Source organism: Nocardia sp. NPDC004068 (assembly GCF_042874315.1).
Classification (GTDB): domain Bacteria; phylum Actinomycetota; class Actinomycetes; order Mycobacteriales; family Mycobacteriaceae; genus Nocardia.
Genome location: NZ_JBIAMW010000006.1, coordinates 198,491 through 217,034, shown reverse-complemented (window position 1 = coordinate 217,034; position 18,544 = coordinate 198,491). Strand labels below are relative to the sequence as shown.

The following is an 18,544-nucleotide window of genomic DNA, read 5'->3' as shown; positions in this document are numbered from 1 at the left end:
GCGGCGGTAGCTCCGCCGGATCCCGCGTCTCGTTCTCGTCCGTCACCGGCCCGCCACCTCCACCACGATCCGCGCCACCTCGTCCGCGGCGTCCCGATGCCCCGCGCCCGCGGCGGCGGCCGCCGTACCCGACAGCCGCTCGGGATCGGTGAGCAGCGGAATCACCTCGTCGATCACATATTTCGGAGTCAGCTCCGCATCCGGCACGATTCTGCCACCGCCCTGCGCCACGATCGGGCGGGCGTTGAGTTCCTGCTCGCCGTTGCCGTGCGGCAGCGGCACGTAGAACGCGGGCAGCCCGACCGCCGACACCTCGGCGACGGTCATCGCGCCCGATCGGCACACCGCCGCGTCGGCGGCCGCGTAGGCCAGCTCCATGCGGGACAGGTACGGGACCGCAACGTATTTCGCGGGACCGTCCGGATCCACGCCGGAGATCTCCAGGGTGTTCTTGGGCCCGTGCGCGTGCAGCACCGACACGCCCGCCGCAGTCAGCTGGGCCGCCGCCCCCGACACCGCCTCGTTCAACCGCCGCGCGCCCTGCGATCCGCCGAACACCAACAGCACCGGCCCCGCGGCGGGCAGCCCGAAATGCTCCCGCGCCGAGGCCCGCAGCCCCGCCCGATCCAATGTCGAAATGGCTTGGCGCACCGGGATTCCCACGATCTCGGCCTCGGTGCGCCCGCGCGCGCGCACGCCCGAACCCGGCACGGCCGCCAGCACCCGCGCCGCGCGGCGCGCGCCCACCTTGTTCGCGATCCCGGCCTTGGCGTTGGCCTCGTGCACCACCACGGGCACGCCCCGCCGCCACGCCGCCAGATACGCGGGCAGGGCCACGTACCCGCCGAAGCCGACTATCACATCGGCCTGTACCGCATCGATCACCTCGCGGACGCGGGCCACCGACGCCCGCACCCGGCCGGGCAACCGCAGCAGATCACCGGACAGCTTGCGCGGCAACGGGACCGGCGGGATCAGCTCGAGCGGATAGCCGCGCTCGGGGATCAGGGTGGTCTCCAGGCCGCGCCGGGTGCCCAGCGCCGTGATCGTGATCGACGGGTCGAGTCGTCGCAGCGCGTCGGCCACGGCCATGGCGGGTTCGATGTGCCCGGCGGTGCCACCACCCGCGACGATCACCGAAAGCGCGCGTTCCCCGCCCGCGGATCTGCCGCTTCCGCCGTTCGTCACCTCGGCTTACCCCGTTCTCTCGCATGTGTGATCGGATACGTCGGCTCCCACGCCCGGGTGGTGCGCCACGACATCGTGCTGCGGCTCTCGCCCCGGGCCGGATCGCCCCGCCCGGCCGCTCCGGCGCGGCGTCGGGCCGAATCCGAATCTATCGACCGGCGCGAGGACGCGTCGCCCCCACCCCGTCGTCGCGCGGGTGCCGGTTCGCGGCCGCCGCGGGCGCGCGCGGCCTGGGCCCGGCTCGCCGAGTACACCTCGGGTTTCGGCAAGCGCAGCAGGCGGCTGAACCGGCCGTCCTGCCCGGCGTGCAGCGCGGCGACCGCCTCGGGTTCGTGCCGGGCCGCGCTCGCGATGAGCCCGAACATGAACAGCGTGATCGCCAGCGACGATCCGCCCGCCGACACCAGCGGCAGCTGCAATCCGGTCACCGGCAGCAGCCCGACGACGTATCCCATATTGATCAGCGCCTGCCCGGTCACCCACGTCGTCGCGGTCGCGGTCATCAAGCGCAGGAACGGATCCGACGAGCGGCTCGCGATGCGCAGCCCGGTGTAGACGAACAACGCGAAAAGCCCCAGCACCAAGGCACATCCGAGGAAGCCCAACTCCTCGCCGATGATGGCGAAGATGAAGTCGTTGTGCGCGTTGGGCAGATAACTCCACTTCGCCCGGCTCTGCCCGAGTCCACGCCCCCAGATACCGCCGTCGGCCAGCGAGAACAACGCCTGCCGCGCCTGATACCCGATGCCCTGCGGATCCGAACTCGAGTTCAGGAATCCGCGCACCCGATCGGAGCGGTACCCGGCCGTCAACGCCAGCACCAGCGCCGCCACCAGACCGGACACGCCGATGGTCACGAACAGCCGCACCGGCAACCCGCCGAACCACAGCAACGCCGCCAGCACCAACCCGACCGCGATCGTGGTGGACAGATTCGGCTCCAGCACGATCAGCAGACACACCAGCAGCCCCGCCGGGACCAGCGGCAGGAGAATGTCCTTGTACGTGGACTTCTCGGTCCGCCGCGCCGCGAGCAGATGCGCGCCCCACACGATGAACGTGACCTTGACGATCTCCGACGGCTGGAGCGAGACGAACCCCAGATCGAACCACCGCCGCGACCCCTGCACCCGCGAGCCGATGCCCGGAATCAACACCAGCACCAACGCCAGCACCGAGATCGCGAACACCGGGAACGAGATCCCGCGCAGCACCCGCAACGGAATCCGCAGCGCCAGATAGAACAGCACCACACCCAGCACCGCGAACGCGGCCTGCTGGATGAACAGCGAATACGCCGAGCCGTCGGCCGAATACGCCTCCACGCTCGACGCCGACAGCACCATCACCAGCCCGAGCATGGTGAGCAGGGTCGCGATGGTGACGATGAGATGGAAATCCGCGAACGGGCGCGCCAGCCAGGCACCGAACCAGGTGCCCGAGGGCTTGCGCGCCGGGCTCACCGCGGGCTCCCGATATCTCCCTCGTCGAGCGCCTCCACCGCCGCGACGAAACTGCGTCCCCGGTGGGTGTAGTCGGCGAACATGTCCAGCGAGGCCGCCGCGGGCGCCAACAGCACCGTGTCACCGCGCCGGGCGTATCCGGCGGCGATGCGGACCGCGCGCGCCATCACCGCGTCCGCGCCATCGATCTCGGACGAGAACTCGGCACCCACCCCAGCATCGTCACCCGAACCGAGCTCGACAACGGGGACATCGGGGGCGTGTCGCCGCAATGCGGTCGCGAAGATCGGGGCGTCCTGGCCGAGCAGCACCACCCCGACGAGCCGTTCGGCGACCTCTTCGACCAGGTCATCGATGTGCGCGCCCTTGAGCTGACCACCGGCGATCCACACCACCTGCGGGTGGGCCAGGATCGAGGTACGGGCGGCGTGCGGGTTGGTGGCCTTGGAGTCGTCGACGAACTCCACCTCGCCCAGCTCGCGCACGAGCGCGGCGCGGTGCGGGCCCACCCGGTGCTCCTGTAGGCCCTCCTTGACGAATTGCGGTGCGACATCGATGGATCGGGTCAGCGCGGCCGCGGCCAGGGCATCGGCGACACCGGCCGGCCCCGGCGGGCTGATATCGCCCACCTCGGCCAGGATCGCGGCCTTGGTGAAGGCCCGGTCGAGCAGTTTGCCGTCCACCACGCCGAGTTCGCCGTCCGCGGGCACCCCGACCCGGAACCCGACCGTGCGGCGCGCCTTGGACTTTCGCGCCAGCGCCGCGGCCACCGCGTCGTCGAGACCGACCACGCCGACCCGCCCGGTGAGCGCGCGGGCCTTGGCGGCGGCGTAGGCGTCCAGGCCGCCGTGCCAATCCAGGTGATCCTCGGCCACATTGAGCACCACGCCCGCCTCCGGGCGCACCGACGGCGCCCAGTGCAGCTGGAACGACGACAGTTCCACGGCCAGCACCTGCGGACCGGGATTGCGGCGCAACGCGTCCAGGATCGGCAGCCCGATATTGCCGCACGCGACGCTGGCGATACCCGCCGCGCGCAGGATGGCGTGCGTCATCTGGGTGGTGGTGGTCTTGCCGTTGGTGCCGGTGATCACCAGCCACTTGCGCACCGGGCCGTAGAGCCGGGCCTGATCGACCCACCACGCGAATTCGACGTCGCCCCAGACCGGTACGCCCTCGGTGACCGCCGAGACCAGCACCGGCGAGTCCGGCCGCCAGCCCGGACTGGTGATCACCAGCGCGAAGCGGTCCAGCGCGCCCGGCTCGAGCAGTTCGTCGCCGGTCGCGGTGGTCAGGCCCAGTTCGGCGGCCTCGGCCATCGCCTTCTCCCCGGCGTCGGTGACGACGGGACGGGCGCCGATGTCGCGCAGCGGCTCGACCAGCGAGCGACCCGACACCCCCCATCCCGCGACGAGAACGTCACGGCCACGCAGGAATTCGAGCATGGGCCCCGGAGATCGCAGAGCCCGCGGATTGTGTTCGACCATCGCTGCTGTTACCCGACCTGAGAGAGGTATTCGCTGTAGAACAAGCCAAGTCCGACCGCCGACGCCATGCCGGCCAGCAACCAGAACCGAATGATCACCGTAGTCTCGGCCCATTTGCTGAGTTCGAAGTGATGGTGGAAGGGCGCCATCTTGAACAACCGGTTGCGGGTGGTCCGGAAGACCGCCACCTGCAACACCACCGACACGGTCTCGGCGACGAACAGCGCGCCGATCACGATCATCAGCAGTTCGGTGCGGGTGGTGATGGACAGTCCGGCGATCAGCCCGCCCAGGGCCAGCGAGCCGGTGTCGCCCATGAAGATCTTCGCGGGAGCCGCGTTCCACCACAGGAATCCGACGCACGCCGCCGCGCCCGCCGCGCACACCAGCGCGAGGTCCAGCGGATCGCGCACGTTGTAGCAGCCCTCCTCGGCCTTGACCTCGCACGCGTGGTAGTACTGCCAGAACGTGATGATCACGTACGCGCCGAGCACCAGACTCATCGATCCGGCGGCCAGGCCGTCGAGCCCGTCGGTGAGGTTCACCGCGTTCGACCAGGCGACCACGACCAGGCAGACGAACGCCAGGAAGATCACGACGCTCATCGACACGGTGTTGATGTCGCGCACGTAGGACAGGTGCCGACTCGCCGGGGTGCGCCCGCCCGCGCCCGGGAATTGCAGGGCCAGCACGCCGAACACGATCGCGGAGGTGAGCTGGCCGAGGTATTTGCCCGCGGCGGTGAGGCCGAGGTTGCGCTGCTTGCGGATCTTGATGAAGTCGTCGATGAAGCCGACCACGCCCAGCGCGGTGGCCAGGCCGAGCACCAGCAGCGCCGACACGCTCGGACCCTCGGCGTGGTAGCCGATGCCGATCAGGTGCGAGCCCCAGTACCCGGCCCACATGCCGATCAGGATGGCGACGCCGCCCATGGTCGGGGTGCCGCGCTTGGCCTTGTGGCTCTCCGGGCCGTCGATGCGGATCTCCTGGCCGAAGCCGCGGCGGGCGAAGATGCGAATCACCAACGGCGTCAACAGGATCGATACGGCCAGGGCGATGCCGGCCGCGAACAGGATCTGTCTCATCGGGCCGCCTCGGTGTTCGTCAGATGCTGGGCGACCCGCCACAGGCCCACGGAGTTCGACGCCTTGACCAGCACCACGTCGTCGGGGGCCAGTTCGTCGTCGAGCAGGGCGATGGCGGCGTCGAGGTCGGGGACGAGGATCGACTCCTCACCCCACGAACCCTCCATGACCGCGCCCTGATGCAGGCCGTGCGAGGGGCGGCCGGTGCCGACGACGACGAGGCGGTCCACGTCGAGGCGGACCGCGAGACGGCCGATGCGATCGTGTTCGACCACCGAGTCGTCGCCGAGTTCGGCCATCTCGCCGAGCACCGCCCAGCTGCGGCGCGGGCGCTCACCCGATTTGGCCATGGTCACCAGGGCTTTCAGGGCAGCGCGCATGGAGTCGGGGTTGGCGTTGTAGGAGTCGTTGATGACGGTGACGCCGTCGGGGCGGGTACGCACGTCCATGCGGTGCGCGGAGGCGACGGTCGCGCCGGACAGGGCGCGGGCCACGGTGTCGAGATCGGCGCCGCATTCGAGGGCGACCGCGGCGGCGGAGAGCGCGTTGCCGACCTGGTGTTCGCCGTGCACGGCCAGCCGCACCTCGGCGGTTTGGCCGTTGGCGGACAACGTGAATCGCGCGCGTGCGGCCTCGTCGAGGGTGACATCGGTGGCCCGCACCTCGGCGCCCGCCGACTGTCCGACGGTCACCACGCGGGCCGCGGTCCGCGACGCCATCGCCGCGACCTTCGCGTCGTCGGCGTTGAGCACCGCGACCCCGTCGGCCGGAAGCGCCTCCACCAGTTCGCCTTTCGCCTGCGCGATGGCCTCCCGGCTGCCGAACTCCCCCAGATGCGCGGTGCCCACATTGAGCACCACCCCGATGCGCGGCGGCGCGATCTCGGTCAGCGCCTTGATGTGCCCGTGCCCCCGCGCCGACAACTCCAGCACCAGATACCGCGTGCTCCGCGTGGCCCGCAACGCCGTCCACGGATGCCCGATCTCATTGTTGAACGACCCCGGCGGCGCCACCACCTCCCCCAACGGCGCCACCACACTCGCCAGCAGATCCTTCGTCGACGTCTTCCCCGAAGACCCCGTAACCCCCACCACGGTCAGCCCACTCTCCCCCACCAACCGATCCACCACGGCCCGAGCGAGTTTCGCCAACGCCCCCAACACCGCCGCCCCGGACCCGTCCACATCGTGCGCCAAGGCATAAGCCCCGCCCGAGCCCTTTTGTTCTCCAGCACCCACGGCCCCCTGTTCCCCGGCTCGCGCACCCTCTTGTTCCCCGGCCGCCACGCGCTCTTGCTCCCCGACCTGCGCGCGCCCTTGCTCATCAGCCCGCGCGCCCCCTTGCTCCCCGGCTCGCGCGCCCCCTTGCTCCCCGGCTCGCGCGCCCCCTTGCTCCCCGGCTCGCGCGCCTTCTCGCTCCCCAGCACCAGCGCCCTCTTGTTCCCCGGCACGCTTTTCGCCGGGGAACGGCCGGACCACGATGGCAGGAACGCCCACCGGGCGGGCGGCGAGGACGGCTACGGCGCCGGATTCGATTGCGGCGGAGGCGTAGTCGTGGCCGTCGGCCTTTTCGCCGGGGAGGGCGAGGAACAGGCCGCCGGGTTGGATTCGGCGGGAGTCGAATTCGACCGCGCCGGTCACCGGCACCTCGGGGTCGGGTACGTCGTGCAGCGTGCCGCCGACGACGTCCGCGATCTCCCGCAGGGTCATCTCGATCATGAAACCGTCAGGTCCTTCGTTTTCCGAGAGAGGGCCTCCGCCAGCACCTCGCGGTCGTCGAACGGGTACTTCACTCCGGCAATCTCCTGCCCCGTCTCGTGTCCCTTACCCGCCACCAGCACGATGTCACCGGGCCGGGCCCAGTGCACGGCCGCGGCGATGGCGTCGGCGCGGTCGCCGATCTCGACGACCTCCCCGCGTTCGAGTTCGGCGATGCCCAGCGCGCCCGCGCGGATCGCGGCGCGGATCTCGGCCGGGTCCTCGCCGCGCGGATTGTCGTCGGTGATGATCAGCAGATCGGCCCCGCGCGCGGCGGTCGCGCCCATGAGCGGCCGCTTGCCGGTGTCGCGGTCGCCGCCCGCGCCCACCACCACGGCCAGCCGTCCGCCGGTGTCCTTCAGCTCGCGGCGCAACGTGGCGATGACCGATTCGACGGCCGCGGGCTTGTGCGCGTAGTCCACCACGGCCAGGAAGTCCTGCCCGCGATCCACCCGCTGCATCCGGCCCGGCACGTCGACCTCGGCGAGCGCGGCGGCCGCGGTCTCGGCGGAGACGCCCGCCGCCGCGCACACCGCCACCGCCAACAGCCCGTTGGCGATGTTGTAGCGGCCCGGAAGCCGAAGGCGCACAGCGACTTTCGTATCCGGCCCGGTCGCCGTGAACTCCTGACCGCCGCCCGGCAGCGCGGCCACCTCCGTGGCCGACCAGTCCGGCGGGGCGTCCTCGACGGTGCTCGGCGTGGTCGCGACCGTGATCACCGTGGTGCGCCCGCCGATCTCGCGGACCAGCCGCCGCCCCCACGCGTCGTCGACGCACACCACGCTGGTCCGCGCGGCCACCGGCGAATCCGGTTCGAACAGCCGCCGTTTCGCCGCGAAGTAGTCCTCGAAGTCGGCGTGGAAATCCAGATGGTCCTGCGACAGATTCGTGAACGCGCCCACCGCGAATCGCACCCCGTCGACCCGGCCGAGCGCGAGCGCGTGACTGGACACCTCCATCACCACCGCCTGCACCCCCTGCTCGACCATCAGCGCGAACATCGCGTGCAGCTGCGGCGCCTCGGGGGTGGTGAGCGCGCTGGGCACCCGCTGCCCGCCGATGCGGGTCTCGATGGTCCCGATCAGCGCCGTCGACAGTCCGGCCGCCGCCAACCCCGCCTCGACCAGATAGGAGGTGGTCGTCTTGCCCGAGGTGCCGGTGATCCCCACGACCCGTAGCCGATCCGAGGGATTCCCGTACACGAGCGCCGAGATCTCCCCCAGCACCGCGCGCGGCTCGTCGTGCACGAGCACCGGAACGTCCACCTCGCCGATCAACCCGACCCCCGCGGGATCGGTGAGCACGGCGACCGCGCCGCGCGCCACGGCATCGCGGGCGAACCGCGCGCCGTGCGCCCGCCCCCCGGCCAGTCCGGCGAACAGATCCCCGGCCTGGACGGCGTTGGACCGCTGCTCGATTCCGGTGACGACGACATCGCCGATTTCGCCCGCGCCCGGGCGGACACCCGTGCGCTCGACGAGGGTCCGCAGGGCTGTGGTCGGCGGCGCGGCCGGACGCAGCACCTGCGGGCTGGGCTGCACGGGCACGAAGCTCCTTTCGAAGGCGGATTCGGATCGACGTGTCAGGTTACCGACGACCGATCACGGTCGGGCAACGCGGCCGGGGGAATTCGCGTCGGGAACGATCGCGCCGATGGTCGCACCAGGTCAATCGGCCTGCAACACCTGGCGTTGGGCGGGCGGCGACGGCGGAATCCGGTCCCGCTGCAAGGCCCACGAGGCGATGCTGTGGAACAGCGGGGCGGCGGACTGTCCGCCGCTGCCGTCCGAGCTGCGGATCGGCGCGTTCATCATGATGCCGATGACGTAGCGCGGATTGTCCGCCGGGGCGATGCCCGCGAAGGTGATCCAGTAGCGGTCGTTGGAGTAGCAGCGGCACGCCTTGTCGATCTGCTGGGCGGTTCCGGTCTTTCCGGCGATCTGGTAGCCCTCGACCGCGGCCGAGGGGCCGGTGCCGGTCTGGGCGGAACTCATCGGATCCCGTTGCACCACCGACTGGAACATGGTGCGCAGCGTGCGCGCGGTCTGCGGGCTCACCACCCGCACGCCCTCGGGCTGCGGTTCCTGGGTGCGCCGGCCCTTGGGATCGATGGTGTCCTTGACGATGCGCGGCGGGACGCGCACGCCGTCGTTGGCGATGGCCTGGTACATGCCGGTCATCTGGAGCAATGTCATCGAAAGGCCCTGTCCGATGGGCAGATTCGCGAATGTCGACCCCGACCATTGATCGCGCGGCGGCACGATGCCCGCGCTCTCGCCGGGCAGGCCGACGCCGGTGCGCTGACCGAGGCCGAAGCGGCGCAGCATATCGGCGTAACGGTCCTCGCCGACGCGCTGGGCGAGCATGAGGGTGCCCACGTTCGACGAGTGCCCGAACACGCCGGTGGTGGTGAAGGGTTCGACGCCGTGCTGCCAGGCGTCGCTGACGTCCACGCCGCCCATGTGGATGCTGCCGGGGACCTGGAGGACCTCGTCGGGTTTGGTGAGGCCGTATTCGATGGCGGCGGAGGCGGTCACGATCTTGTTGACCGAACCGGGTTCGTAGACGTCGGTGACCGAGCGGTTGCCCATCTGGTCGGGATTCCAGAACTTCGGTTCCACATCGGGATTGAAGGTGTTGTCGTTGGCCATGGCCAGCACCTGAGCTGTGCGCGCGTCGAGCACGACGGCCGAGACGTCCTCCGCGCCCGACATCTGCTTGGCCTGCTGGACCTGCTGTTGCACCTCGTACTGGAGGTCGGTGTCGAGGGTGAGTTCGACGGTGGAGCCGTCCACGGCGGGCTGTCGGTCGCGTTCGCTGCCGGGGATGACCGCGCCGTCGGAACCGCGGTCGTAGGTGTGCGAGCCGTCGGTGCCCGCGAGGACCGAGTCCAGCGCGGATTCCAGGCCGAGTTGGCCGTGGCCGTCCCAGCCGGTGGCGCCGATGATGTTGGCCGCGAGCGAGCCGCCGGGGTGGGCGCGCGAGGGTTCGTCGTCGGCGCCGATCTCCGGGTACTGGTCGAGGATGTCGCTCGCCACGCGGGCGTCGACATTGCGTGCGAGATAGACGAATCCGTCGTCGCCGCGCAGTTTGGTCAGCAGGTCGGCCTCCGGGGGCGCGTCCTTGCCGAGCTTCTGGTGCAGCGTCTTGGCGATCGCCTTCAGGCGCTCGTCCGGGTCCGGGGCCTTGTCGCTCTTGGCGCGCGCGGCCGCGAGTTGCTTGCGCACCACGACGGGCTGGATGTGCAGCGCCTTGGTGGCGATGCTGAACGCGAACGGCTTCCCGTTCCGGTCGGTGATCGCCCCGCGCAGCGCGTGATCGGCCTGCCGCACGGTCCGCTGATCGGCCGCCTCCGCCGACAGATTCGGCGCGGAAATCGTTTGGATCCACAGCAATTGCGCGGCCACGACGATCAGCGCCACCAACATCACGATCCGCCCGACCCCGAACCGCAACCGCACCCCACTGCCCGGCCGCCCCGGTCGCGGCCGCGGCCGAGGCCGCACCGGCCCCTGCCGCCCCCGCGCGGGCGTGCCGTTCCGGGTCGGACTCATCGATCGGCCTCATCGGGTGCCAGCGGGTCTGTCCGCAACTCGCCGCGAATGTCGGGAGACGCCGCCGGATGTTCCAGCGCCGCGGGTCCGCCGATGTCACCCTGGGGCTCCCCTGCCGGGGCGTCCTCGGGAACGGCTGCGGGAGCCGGGGATTCGTCCCGCGCGATAGCTCCGCCCGTGGGGGCGTTCGAGGTTCCCGCGGCCTGCGGTTGACCGGACTGCCCCAACGGCACGTTCGCCCCCGCGGCCTGTTCCTGCCCGGGCACCGGCACCTGATTCGTGACCGCGCCCGTACCGTTCGATTCGGCGGCCGGGCCGCCATTTCCGCCTGCGGGAACCTGGACCGGCGCACCACCATTCGCAGCCGGAGCCTGGTTGTTGGCATCGGCCTGACCCACGGGCGCACCAGCACCAGAAGTCTGGCCCACACCGTTCACGCCAGCCGCCTGCCCCGCACCGTTCACGCCAGCGGGCTGGCCTGTGGCGTTCGTACCGCCTTGGCCCGCAGGCGCGCCAGCGGCCTGGCCCGTGCCGTTGGCCTGGCCCGGAGCGGGAGGCTGTCCCTGGCCGGGAGGTGTTGCGCCCGGCGGGGTTTGGCCCGGGGCGGGCTGGACCGGGACCACGCGCTCGCCTTGGGCCTGCACCAGTTTGGGGGCGGGGGTTGGGGTGGTCGGGGAGGTGTTCAGTGGGGGCGCGGGGGTGCCTTCGGCGGGGGTTTCCTTGCCGATGACGGTGACCGTGCCGTCGGGGGCCACCAGGAGGCGGACCGGGTCCTTGGCGGGGATCATGCCCAGTTCGCGGGCGCGGTTGGCCAGTTCGGGGGCCGAGTCGGCGGCCTCGACCTCGCGTTGCAGGGCGGCGCGTTCGTCGCCGAGCTGGCGGTTGAGGCGGCGGGCGTCGCCGAGTTGGTAGCTGTCCTCGGCGGCGCGCGTGGTGAGCAGCAGGGTCAGGGCCAGGCCGCAGCCGAGCAGGGCGATGATGCCCGCCACGAACGGCAAGCGACCGGCCATGGCCGAGGCGGCACGCCCGGGCAGGGGGGTCGAACCACCCCGCGTCCGGGCGCGTCGCCGGGCGTAGGCCCGCTGCGCCGCACCGGTTTTCACGCGCTCGGCGGATTCGGCCCGCCGCGGCGTCACCTTCTTCGGCTGCGCTGTCCGCCGCGACGCCCGATCCGGCGCGTCCACCCGTGTGCGCACGCTCATCTTCTCGCCTCCCCTACGTCGACAAACCCCGCCGACCCGCCCGTGCCTCCTCCTCGCCGGGCGCCCGGCTCCATCCTGACCACGCTCACGCTCCCCGAACCACCCTCGGCCCGAGACCCCGCGAACCCGTCCACCCGCCGCAAGCCGCCCGCACACCCCGGTGCCGCACCGCCTCCGACCCGACCACGCCCCGAAACCCGCGGCCCCACACCAGAACTCCCACCACCAGGCCCGAGCCCAGCGCCATCGGCCCCGGCCACCGACCCCGAACCGCCTGCCCGAGCGGGTACGAGACCCGCACCACCCGAGCCGACAGCCTCGTGCCCCACCGCGAGCCCGTAGCCGCACGCGCCAACGCGCACGAACACAGAACCGCCCGCGCGGACAGCCGCGAGCCCGTGGCCGCACGAGTCAGCGCGCACGAACACGGGACCGCCCGCGCGGACAGCCACGCGAGTCGGCAGGAGGTCTGTGCCAGCCGAGCCGACAGCCGCGAGCCCGTAACCGCGCGCATCGATCACGACGCGCCCGATCACAGAGCCCGGACCGCCCGCCCGAGTCGGCACGAGTTCCGCACCGCCCGAACCGACGACCACGCGACCAGCCGGGAACCCGTGGCCGGGTCCGGCGATCGCGGGCTTCGAGCCGGTCGTGCGGATCGGCAGGTGGTTTGGGTCGCCGACCACTCGGCCCGGCGCGTGGCTCGCGTCGGGGTGGGTCGGAACAGCATGGCGCACGAGTCGGGTACGCGCCCAGGCGTTTTCGGTGGGGCGGGGTGGGCGACGCGGGCGCTGGGTGGTCATGCCGCTGCCTCTATTCGTTCCAGGGCGCGTAGGCGGACTGGGGCGGCTCGGGGGTTTTCCGCGATTTCGTCGTCGGTGGCCTTTTCGGCGCCCCGGGTGAGGAGGCGGAAGTCGGGGGCCGTGCCGGGGAGGTCGATCGGGAGGCCCGCGGGGGTGCGGGACGTGGTGCGGTCGGCGAAGAGGTGTTTGACCAGCTTGTCCTCCAGGGATTGGTAGGACATGACCACGATGCGGCCGCCGGGGGCCAGGGCCGCCAGGGCCGCGGGGAGGGCGGCCTCGAGCGACTCCAGCTCGCGGTTGACCTCGATGCGCAGGGCCTGGAAGGTGCGCTTGGCGGGGTGGCCGCCGGTGCGGCGGGTGGCGGCGGGAATGGTGTCGTAGAGCAACTCCACCAGCTCGCCGCTGGTCGTGAAGGGTTGGCGTGCACGGCGTTTCACGATCGCGCTCGCGATCTTGCCCGCGAAGCGCTCCTCGCCGTAGGTCTTGAGGATCCGCGCCAAGTCGCCGTGGGTATAGGTGTTGAGCACGTCGGCCGCGGTCGGGCCGCCACTGGGATCCATCCGCATGTCCAGCGGAGCGTCCACCGAGTAGGCGAAGCCGCGCTCGGTCTCGTCGAGCTGCATCGACGACACGCCGAGGTCCATCAGGATTGCCCGCACCGATCCGGTCGGCTCGAGCCCGGCCTCGCGCAGCGCGTCGGCGATGCCGTCATAGCGGGTGTGCACCAACGTGATTCGATCCGCGAACGGCGCGAGCCGCTCCCCCGCCAACTTCAGCGCCTCGGTGTCGCGATCGAGCCCGATCAGCCGGATCGCGGGATACGTGCGCAGGAAGTGCTCGGCGTGCCCGCCGAGCCCGAGGGTCGCGTCCACCAGGACACCGCCGGAAACCAGTGCGGGACCGAGGATTTCGTCGGCTCGCCGTAACAGGACCGGAACATGACGCGGGCCGGGGTCTTCATGATGCACCTCGACCTCCCGGATCCTGGGGCGATTGGACTCTACGTCGGTGGTGAATGCCCCGGGGTCTCTGACCGAGCGACGGCACCTGGCGTTGGGGAAGTACGTCAGGGTCCGCCGTCGGGCAGAGGCCGCAGGGCACTCGCCGCGTCGGGGCTAGAAGATTCCGCCCAGCGACTCGTCTCTGGCCAGCGAGTAATCCTCCTCGTGTTCGGCGAGGTAGGACTCCCACGCCTGCTTGTCCCAAATCTCGAGGAAGTCGACCGAGCCGATCACCACGCAGTCCTTGGTGAGGTTGGCGTAGCGCCGATGTTCGGCCGACAGCATGATCCGGCCCTGCGCGTCCGGACGTTGCTCGTCCGTGGAGGCGGCCAGGGCCCGGACGAATGCCCGTGCCTGCGGGTTGCTGCGCGACGCCGCGGCGGCCCGCCGCGCGAGCGCGGCGAACTCCTCCTTGGGATACACGGAAAGGCTGTGGTCCTGCCCTTTGGTGACCATCAACCCTCCCGCCAACTCGTCGCGAAACTTCGCAGGCAACGTCAGTCGCCCCTTGTCGTCCAGGCGAGGCGTGTAGGTACCGAGAAACACGCCTCGACACCTCCCGTGAGAACACCCCGTCTGGTCGGCCTCCTCAGTGCGCGCTCCACATTACCCCACTTTCCCCCACTTTCAATCGAAAGCCGCGGTGATCTCGGTCCCCGGCGACCGGTTTCCGCAGGTGACACCAGCTATCACCGGGGTGGGGAGATTTTCGCGAGTTCGCCCGACACGCGCGGTCGACACTCCCGCCGACCCGACAACCGCCAGCAAACGCGCAGATAGCAACCGGTTATCGCGCCGGGTGGGGCGGTGTGGGGGACGCCGTGGGGCGTTGTGGGGTGCGCTGGGGAGAGCGCTCGGAAGGTGCCGGAAACAAAACGACACGCCGTGCATCGCACGGCGTGTCGCTCAGGAAGAGTTCTGTGTCAGTCCTGTTCGAACCGGCGCCTGAACCGGTCCTCCATGCGGGCCGAGAAGCCGCCCGACTTGCGCTGCTTACCCCGTCCGCCGCTCGGACCGCCGCCGGGCCCCGAACTCGCGGGACCACCGCGTCGCGAGCCCGGCAGTCCGTGCCCGCCCATCAGCAGCAGGACGCCGGCGCCGAACATGACGATGAAACCGAGCAGGCTGATGATCGGGAAGCCGCCCGGCTTGACGGGCAGCGCGATGCCCGCGACGAGAAGGACCAGACCGAGGACGAACAGCGCCGCCGATTGCAGTCTGCGTCTACCGGTCGCCGAACGTAGCCGTCCGCCACGCACGGTCGAGGCGAACTTGGGGTCCTCAGCATAGAGAGCGCTCTCGATCTGTTCGAGCATGCGCTGCTCGTGCTCGGAGAGTGGCACGGTACCTCCCCCGGCACTAGGTCGTGGTGGTCGCCTCCGGGTAGGCGACTAGTAGCCGACCTTGGCGGCTACCTGCCACCAATGATACGAGTTCGATCAGTGTGCTACCACCTACTCCGAAGATGTTCAGCCCGTGCCGTCGCCGAGCCACCCCGGCAGCGGCCGCAAGCGGGTGGCCGCGGCGACCATATCCTCCACGTCGTGCAGGAATGCCCCTACCCGGGAAGCGAACTCGTCGGCCCGCGCGGTGTCGACCGGACGTTCGAGCCCCGCCTCGAGCGCCGCGCGTGTCTCCGAGTGCGAGCTGAAGTAGTCCGACCACATGACGAACTCGGGCGCGGCCTGCTGCATGAGCACCCAGGCGTTGCGCGAACGCGCCCGCGGCGCCCGGTCGGCGCCCGTGAGCGCGAGCACCGCGCCCGCGCCGCGCAGCGCGGCCAGGTAGGCGGTCCGGAAGCGTTCGCGCGGATCGGGTTCGGCCGCGGCCTGCAACAGCAGTCCGTCGGCGCGAGCGAGTAAATTCCCGGCCCGCCCCGAATGCCCCGGATGCTTCATCCGATCAGCCATGGCGGTTACCTCCACACCCCTCGTAGACCGAACAGGTATTCGAATCTCGTTCTGGTGTGAATATAGAGAGGACCACCGACAACTTTCCGCGTCGAACGAGAGCCGCGCCGCCCAGACATGACAGCCCTCAGACCTCACACCCCCGCCCCCGTCGTCGTCGACCTCTCCGCCGCCACCGTCCGGGCCCGGCTACACGACGCGCTATCGATCTACGTCGCGGCGATGGGCTATCCCCGGGGGACCGAACATCATCGGGCCCCGATGTGGACCGAGCACACCACCCGCCCGGGGTGGCAGGCCGTCGGGGCCGTATTGCCCGACGACAGCGGCGAATACGACGTCCGCACCGCGCCGCTGCTCGCCATCGCCTACGGCTACCACGGCGCGCCGCATCAGTGGTGGCATCAGCAGGTGCACACCGGGATGCGCCGCTCGGGCTGGTCCGAGGCCGACACCCGCGATCTGCTGACCGACTACTTCGAGCTGACCGAACTGCACGTACACCCCGCCGCGCAGGGGCGCGGCATCGGCGAGACGCTGTTGACGCGGCTGCTGGCCAACCGTCCGGAACGGGCCGCGCTGCTGTCGACGCCCGAGGTGGACCGGGAGGACAACCGGGCCTGGCGGCTGTATCGCAGGCAGGGATTCACCGATGTGGTAAGGCATTTCGTGTTCTCCGGCGACACCCGCCGCTTCGCCGTGCTGGGCCGGCGGCTGCCGCTGGCGGATCCGCGCCCGTGACGGTCCTGGTCGTCGGATCGGGCCACAACGCGCTCGTGGCCGCCTGCTATCTCGCGCGGGCGGGCGAGCGGGTCGAGGTGCTCGAGCGCGACGAGGTGCTCGGCGGGGCGGTGTCGACGGTGGCCCGGTTCCCAGGGCATCTGGTCGATCGAGGATCGTCCGCGCACATCATGATTCGGCACACCGGCATCGTGGAGGAACTCGAACTGGACCGGTTCGGGCTGCGCTATCTCGACTGCGATCCGTGGGCCTTCGCGCCCGCGCCCGCGAATTCCGATGCGGTGCCGATCGTTTTCCATCGCGATCTGGATCGCACCTGCGCCTCGATCGCCGCCGCGTGCGGGCACCGCGACGCCGACGCGTACCGGCGGTTCGTGGCGGTGTGGGAGCCGCGGGCGCGCCGGGTGATGCGGGCGTTCGCCGGGCCCGCGCGGCCGGATCGGCTGGTGCGCTCGTTCTGGGGGCTGGACGCGCGGGCGGGCGGCAGCGCCCTGTCCCGGGAGTTCCTCCAGACCGGAGACGCCTTGCTGGACAGCTGGTTCGACGACGAGCGGCTCAAGGCGGCGCTGGCCTGGTTCGGCGCGCAGTCGGGGCCGCCGATGTCGGAACCGGGCACCGCGCCGATGGTCGGCTTCGCGGCGCTCATGCACACCCTGCCGCCGGGCCGCGCGGTCGGCGGCAGCGGCGCGCTCACCGCCGCGCTGGTGGCCCGGCTGCGGGCCGACGGGGGCGAGGTGTCGGCGGGCGATGCGGTCACCGAACTGCGCCGCGCGGGCGGCGGCTGGCGGGTGCGCACCGCGTCGGGCCGGGAGTTGGCCGCGCCCACCGTGATCGCGGGCACGCACATCCTGACCACGCTGGAGTTGTTGCGGCGCGGCGGTTTCGACGCCGGGGTCCTCGACGACTGGGCGCGGCGGATTCGGGTCGGGCCGGGCATCGGGATGGTGGTGCGGGCGGCCACGTCCGCCCTGCCGGAGTATCCGGGCGCGACCGCCGCCGAGTCCGCGCGCGGGCTGCAACTGCTCGTCTCGGATCGGCGGCGGTTGTGGGCGGCGCACGGGGCGGCGCTGGCCGGGGAGCTGCCGCCGCGGCCGGTGGTGCTGGCCATGAGTTTCAGCGCGCTCGATCCGTCGATCGCCCCGGCCGGGGAGCATCAGTTGTCGTTGTGGGCGCAGTGGCATCCGCGGCGGCTCGCCGACGGGAGCGGGTGGGACGCCCACGCCGAGCGAGAGGGCGACCGCATCGTCGGCGAATTGGACTCGCTCGCACCGGGTTTCGCGGATTCGGTGCGTCGGCGTTTCGTGCAGACGCCCGCGGATCTGGAGCGGGAGCTGGGTCTGCTGGGCGGCAATGTCATGCATGTGGAGATGTCGCTGGATCAGATGTTCTTCTGGCGGCCGCTGCCCGAACTGTCGGGGCAGCGGGTGCCGGGCGCGCCCGGGTTGTTCCTGACCGGCGCGTCGACGCATCCCGGCGGCGGCGTGTCGGGGGCGAGCGGGCGCACGGCGGCGCGGCTGGCGTTGCGGGATCGGCGTCGAGCCCGGTGGTCGTCGATCGGGCGGCGATGAGGGCGGTGCCCGCGCTCGCGGCGATCGCGTGGATCGCCGTGCAGATCGGTTATCCGCTGACCGCGGGCGGGGCGCGGGACGCGGTCACGATCGTCGTGGTGCTGTTGGCGGTGGCGACCGCGCTGACGCACGCGCTGGTGGATCGGGGTGCGCGGTTCGCCGCCGGATTCCTGCTGATCGTGTCCGGGCTGGGTCTGGTGGCCGAGATGGTCGGCACCGCAACGGGTTTCCCGTTCGGGTGTTACCACTACGCGGTGGATCGGCTGGGTCCGGCGGTGGCGGGGGTGCCGGTGTTGATTCCGCTGGCCTGGACGGGCGGGCTGTATCCGGTGTGGGTGGTGGCGGGGTGGCTGGCGCGGCGGGCGCCCGCGCGGGTCGTGCTGACGGCCGTGGGGGCGGTCGGGTGGGATCTGTATCTGGATCCGCAGATGGTGGCCGACGGGCAGTGGAGCTGGTGTTCGAATCGGCCGGGGCTGCCGGGGCTTTCGCACATTCCGTGGACCAACTACGTCGGCTGGTTCGTGGTGGCGCTGGTGATGGCGGCGCTGATGGGTCTGCTCGCCCGGGCCCATCCGGCGCGCGGCGTGTCGGGGGCGGTTCCGCTCGTGGTGTTCGGGTGGACGTGGCTCGGGTCGGCGCTCGCGCACGCCGTTTTCCTGGGTCTGCCCGCGTCGGCGGCCTATGGTTTCGCCGGTCTGGGGGTGCTCGGTATCCCTTTGGCGGCACAGTTGGGGCGACGGGCCCGTCGTGTACCGCTCGACCCGGCGTGTCATGGCACGATGTGA

15 protein-coding genes are annotated in these 18,544 nt (G+C 71.3%); 3 read left to right on the top strand and 12 right to left on the bottom strand.

The window, feature by feature from the left end; genetic code table 11:
* Positions 1–42 precede the first annotated feature (42 nt).
* The 12 genes from murG to ACFYTQ_RS17000 form a co-directional block, all read right to left on the bottom strand.
* Positions 43–1,092 (bottom strand): undecaprenyldiphospho-muramoylpentapeptide beta-N-acetylglucosaminyltransferase, encoded by a 1,050-nt coding sequence (gene murG / locus ACFYTQ_RS17055; RefSeq protein WP_387362284.1) that lies wholly within the window; start codon positions 1,090–1,092, stop codon positions 43–45.
* 92 nt (positions 1,093–1,184) lie between these two features.
* On the bottom strand, positions 1,185–2,651 hold the full coding sequence (gene ftsW, locus ACFYTQ_RS17050; protein ID WP_387361650.1) for a putative lipid II flippase FtsW: 1,467 nt from the start codon (positions 2,649–2,651) through the stop codon (positions 1,185–1,187).
* Positions 2,648–4,096, bottom strand: a complete 1,449-nt coding sequence (gene murD / locus ACFYTQ_RS17045) for a UDP-N-acetylmuramoyl-L-alanine--D-glutamate ligase (RefSeq protein ID WP_387361648.1) — start codon at positions 4,094–4,096, stop codon at positions 2,648–2,650. The genes ftsW and murD overlap by 4 nt, the downstream gene beginning before the upstream one ends.
* 50 nt (positions 4,097–4,146) lie before the next feature.
* Positions 4,147–5,223, bottom strand: coding sequence for a phospho-N-acetylmuramoyl-pentapeptide-transferase (gene mraY / locus ACFYTQ_RS17040; RefSeq protein ID WP_387361646.1), 1,077 nt, complete (start codon positions 5,221–5,223; stop codon positions 4,147–4,149).
* Positions 5,220–6,941 carry a UDP-N-acetylmuramoyl-tripeptide--D-alanyl-D-alanine ligase gene (murF, locus tag ACFYTQ_RS17035; RefSeq protein ID WP_387361644.1) on the bottom strand — a complete coding sequence of 574 codons (1,722 nt, stop codon included), beginning with the start codon at positions 6,939–6,941 and terminating at the stop codon, positions 5,220–5,222. Before murF ends, mraY begins: the two co-directional genes overlap by 4 nt.
* The gene (locus ACFYTQ_RS17030) at positions 6,938–8,527 is read right to left on the bottom strand and encodes a UDP-N-acetylmuramoyl-L-alanyl-D-glutamate--2,6-diaminopimelate ligase (protein WP_387361643.1); all 1,590 of its coding nucleotides are present in this window, start codon (positions 8,525–8,527) and stop codon (positions 6,938–6,940) included. The genes murF and ACFYTQ_RS17030 overlap by 4 nt, the downstream gene beginning before the upstream one ends.
* A gap of 120 nt (positions 8,528–8,647) precedes the next feature.
* Positions 8,648–10,534, bottom strand: a complete 1,887-nt coding sequence (locus ACFYTQ_RS17025) for a peptidoglycan D,D-transpeptidase FtsI family protein (RefSeq protein ID WP_387361641.1) — start codon at positions 10,532–10,534, stop codon at positions 8,648–8,650.
* On the bottom strand, positions 10,531–11,736 hold the full coding sequence (locus ACFYTQ_RS17020; RefSeq protein WP_387361639.1) for a hypothetical protein: 1,206 nt from the start codon (positions 11,734–11,736) through the stop codon (positions 10,531–10,533). The genes ACFYTQ_RS17025 and ACFYTQ_RS17020 overlap by 4 nt, the downstream gene beginning before the upstream one ends.
* A 799-nt stretch (positions 11,737–12,535) precedes the next feature.
* Positions 12,536–13,522 carry a 16S rRNA (cytosine(1402)-N(4))-methyltransferase RsmH gene (rsmH, locus tag ACFYTQ_RS17015; RefSeq protein ID WP_387362282.1) on the bottom strand — a complete coding sequence of 329 codons (987 nt, stop codon included), beginning with the start codon at positions 13,520–13,522 and terminating at the stop codon, positions 12,536–12,538.
* 132 nt (positions 13,523–13,654) lie between these two features.
* Positions 13,655–14,086, bottom strand: a complete 432-nt coding sequence (mraZ, locus tag ACFYTQ_RS17010) for a division/cell wall cluster transcriptional repressor MraZ (protein ID WP_387361637.1) — start codon at positions 14,084–14,086, stop codon at positions 13,655–13,657.
* A 377-nt stretch (positions 14,087–14,463) separates the two neighbouring features.
* Positions 14,464–14,883, bottom strand: a complete 420-nt coding sequence (locus ACFYTQ_RS17005) for a DUF3040 domain-containing protein (protein ID WP_387361635.1) — start codon at positions 14,881–14,883, stop codon at positions 14,464–14,466.
* Between the two features lie 126 nt (positions 14,884–15,009).
* Complete coding sequence (locus ACFYTQ_RS17000) at positions 15,010–15,450, bottom strand: SAV_6107 family HEPN domain-containing protein (protein WP_387361633.1); 441 nt, start codon at positions 15,448–15,450, stop codon at positions 15,010–15,012.
* Between the two features lie 117 nt (positions 15,451–15,567).
* Between ACFYTQ_RS17000 and ACFYTQ_RS16995 the strand changes: the two genes are divergently transcribed.
* The 3 genes from ACFYTQ_RS16995 to ACFYTQ_RS16985 are packed head-to-tail and all read left to right on the top strand — an operon-like array spanning position 15,568 to position 18,544.
* Complete coding sequence (locus ACFYTQ_RS16995) at positions 15,568–16,191, top strand: GNAT family N-acetyltransferase (RefSeq protein WP_387361631.1); 624 nt, start codon at positions 15,568–15,570, stop codon at positions 16,189–16,191.
* Entirely contained in the window at positions 16,188–17,759 is a 1,572-nt protein-coding gene (locus tag ACFYTQ_RS16990; protein ID WP_387361629.1) for a phytoene desaturase family protein, read from the top strand. The genes ACFYTQ_RS16995 and ACFYTQ_RS16990 overlap by 4 nt, the downstream gene beginning before the upstream one ends.
* Complete coding sequence (locus ACFYTQ_RS16985) at positions 17,756–18,544, top strand: carotenoid biosynthesis protein (protein WP_387361627.1); 789 nt, start codon at positions 17,756–17,758, stop codon at positions 18,542–18,544. The genes ACFYTQ_RS16990 and ACFYTQ_RS16985 overlap by 4 nt, the downstream gene beginning before the upstream one ends.

Excerpts from the sequence above, each read along its gene's own strand:
- murG (WP_387362284.1), bottom strand. The coding sequence starts at position 1,092 with ATGGCCGTGGCCGACGCGCTGCGACGACTCGACCCGTCGATCACGATC.
- murD (WP_387361648.1), bottom strand. The coding sequence starts at position 4,096 with ATGCTCGAATTCCTGCGTGGCCGTGACGTTCTCGTCGCGGGATGGGGG.
- mraY (WP_387361646.1), bottom strand. The coding sequence starts at position 5,223 with ATGAGACAGATCCTGTTCGCGGCCGGCATCGCCCTGGCCGTATCGATC.
- murF (WP_387361644.1), bottom strand. The coding sequence starts at position 6,941 with ATGATCGAGATGACCCTGCGGGAGATCGCGGACGTCGTCGGCGGCACG.
- ACFYTQ_RS17025 (WP_387361641.1), bottom strand. The coding sequence starts at position 10,534 with ATGAGTCCGACCCGGAACGGCACGCCCGCGCGGGGGCGGCAGGGGCCG.
- ACFYTQ_RS17020 (WP_387361639.1), bottom strand. The coding sequence starts at position 11,736 with ATGAGCGTGCGCACACGGGTGGACGCGCCGGATCGGGCGTCGCGGCGG.
- ACFYTQ_RS17000 (WP_387361633.1), bottom strand. The coding sequence starts at position 15,450 with ATGGCTGATCGGATGAAGCATCCGGGGCATTCGGGGCGGGCCGGGAAT.
- ACFYTQ_RS16995 (WP_387361631.1), top strand. The coding sequence starts at position 15,568 with ATGACAGCCCTCAGACCTCACACCCCCGCCCCCGTCGTCGTCGACCTC.
- ACFYTQ_RS16985 (WP_387361627.1), top strand. The coding sequence starts at position 17,756 with ATGAGGGCGGTGCCCGCGCTCGCGGCGATCGCGTGGATCGCCGTGCAG.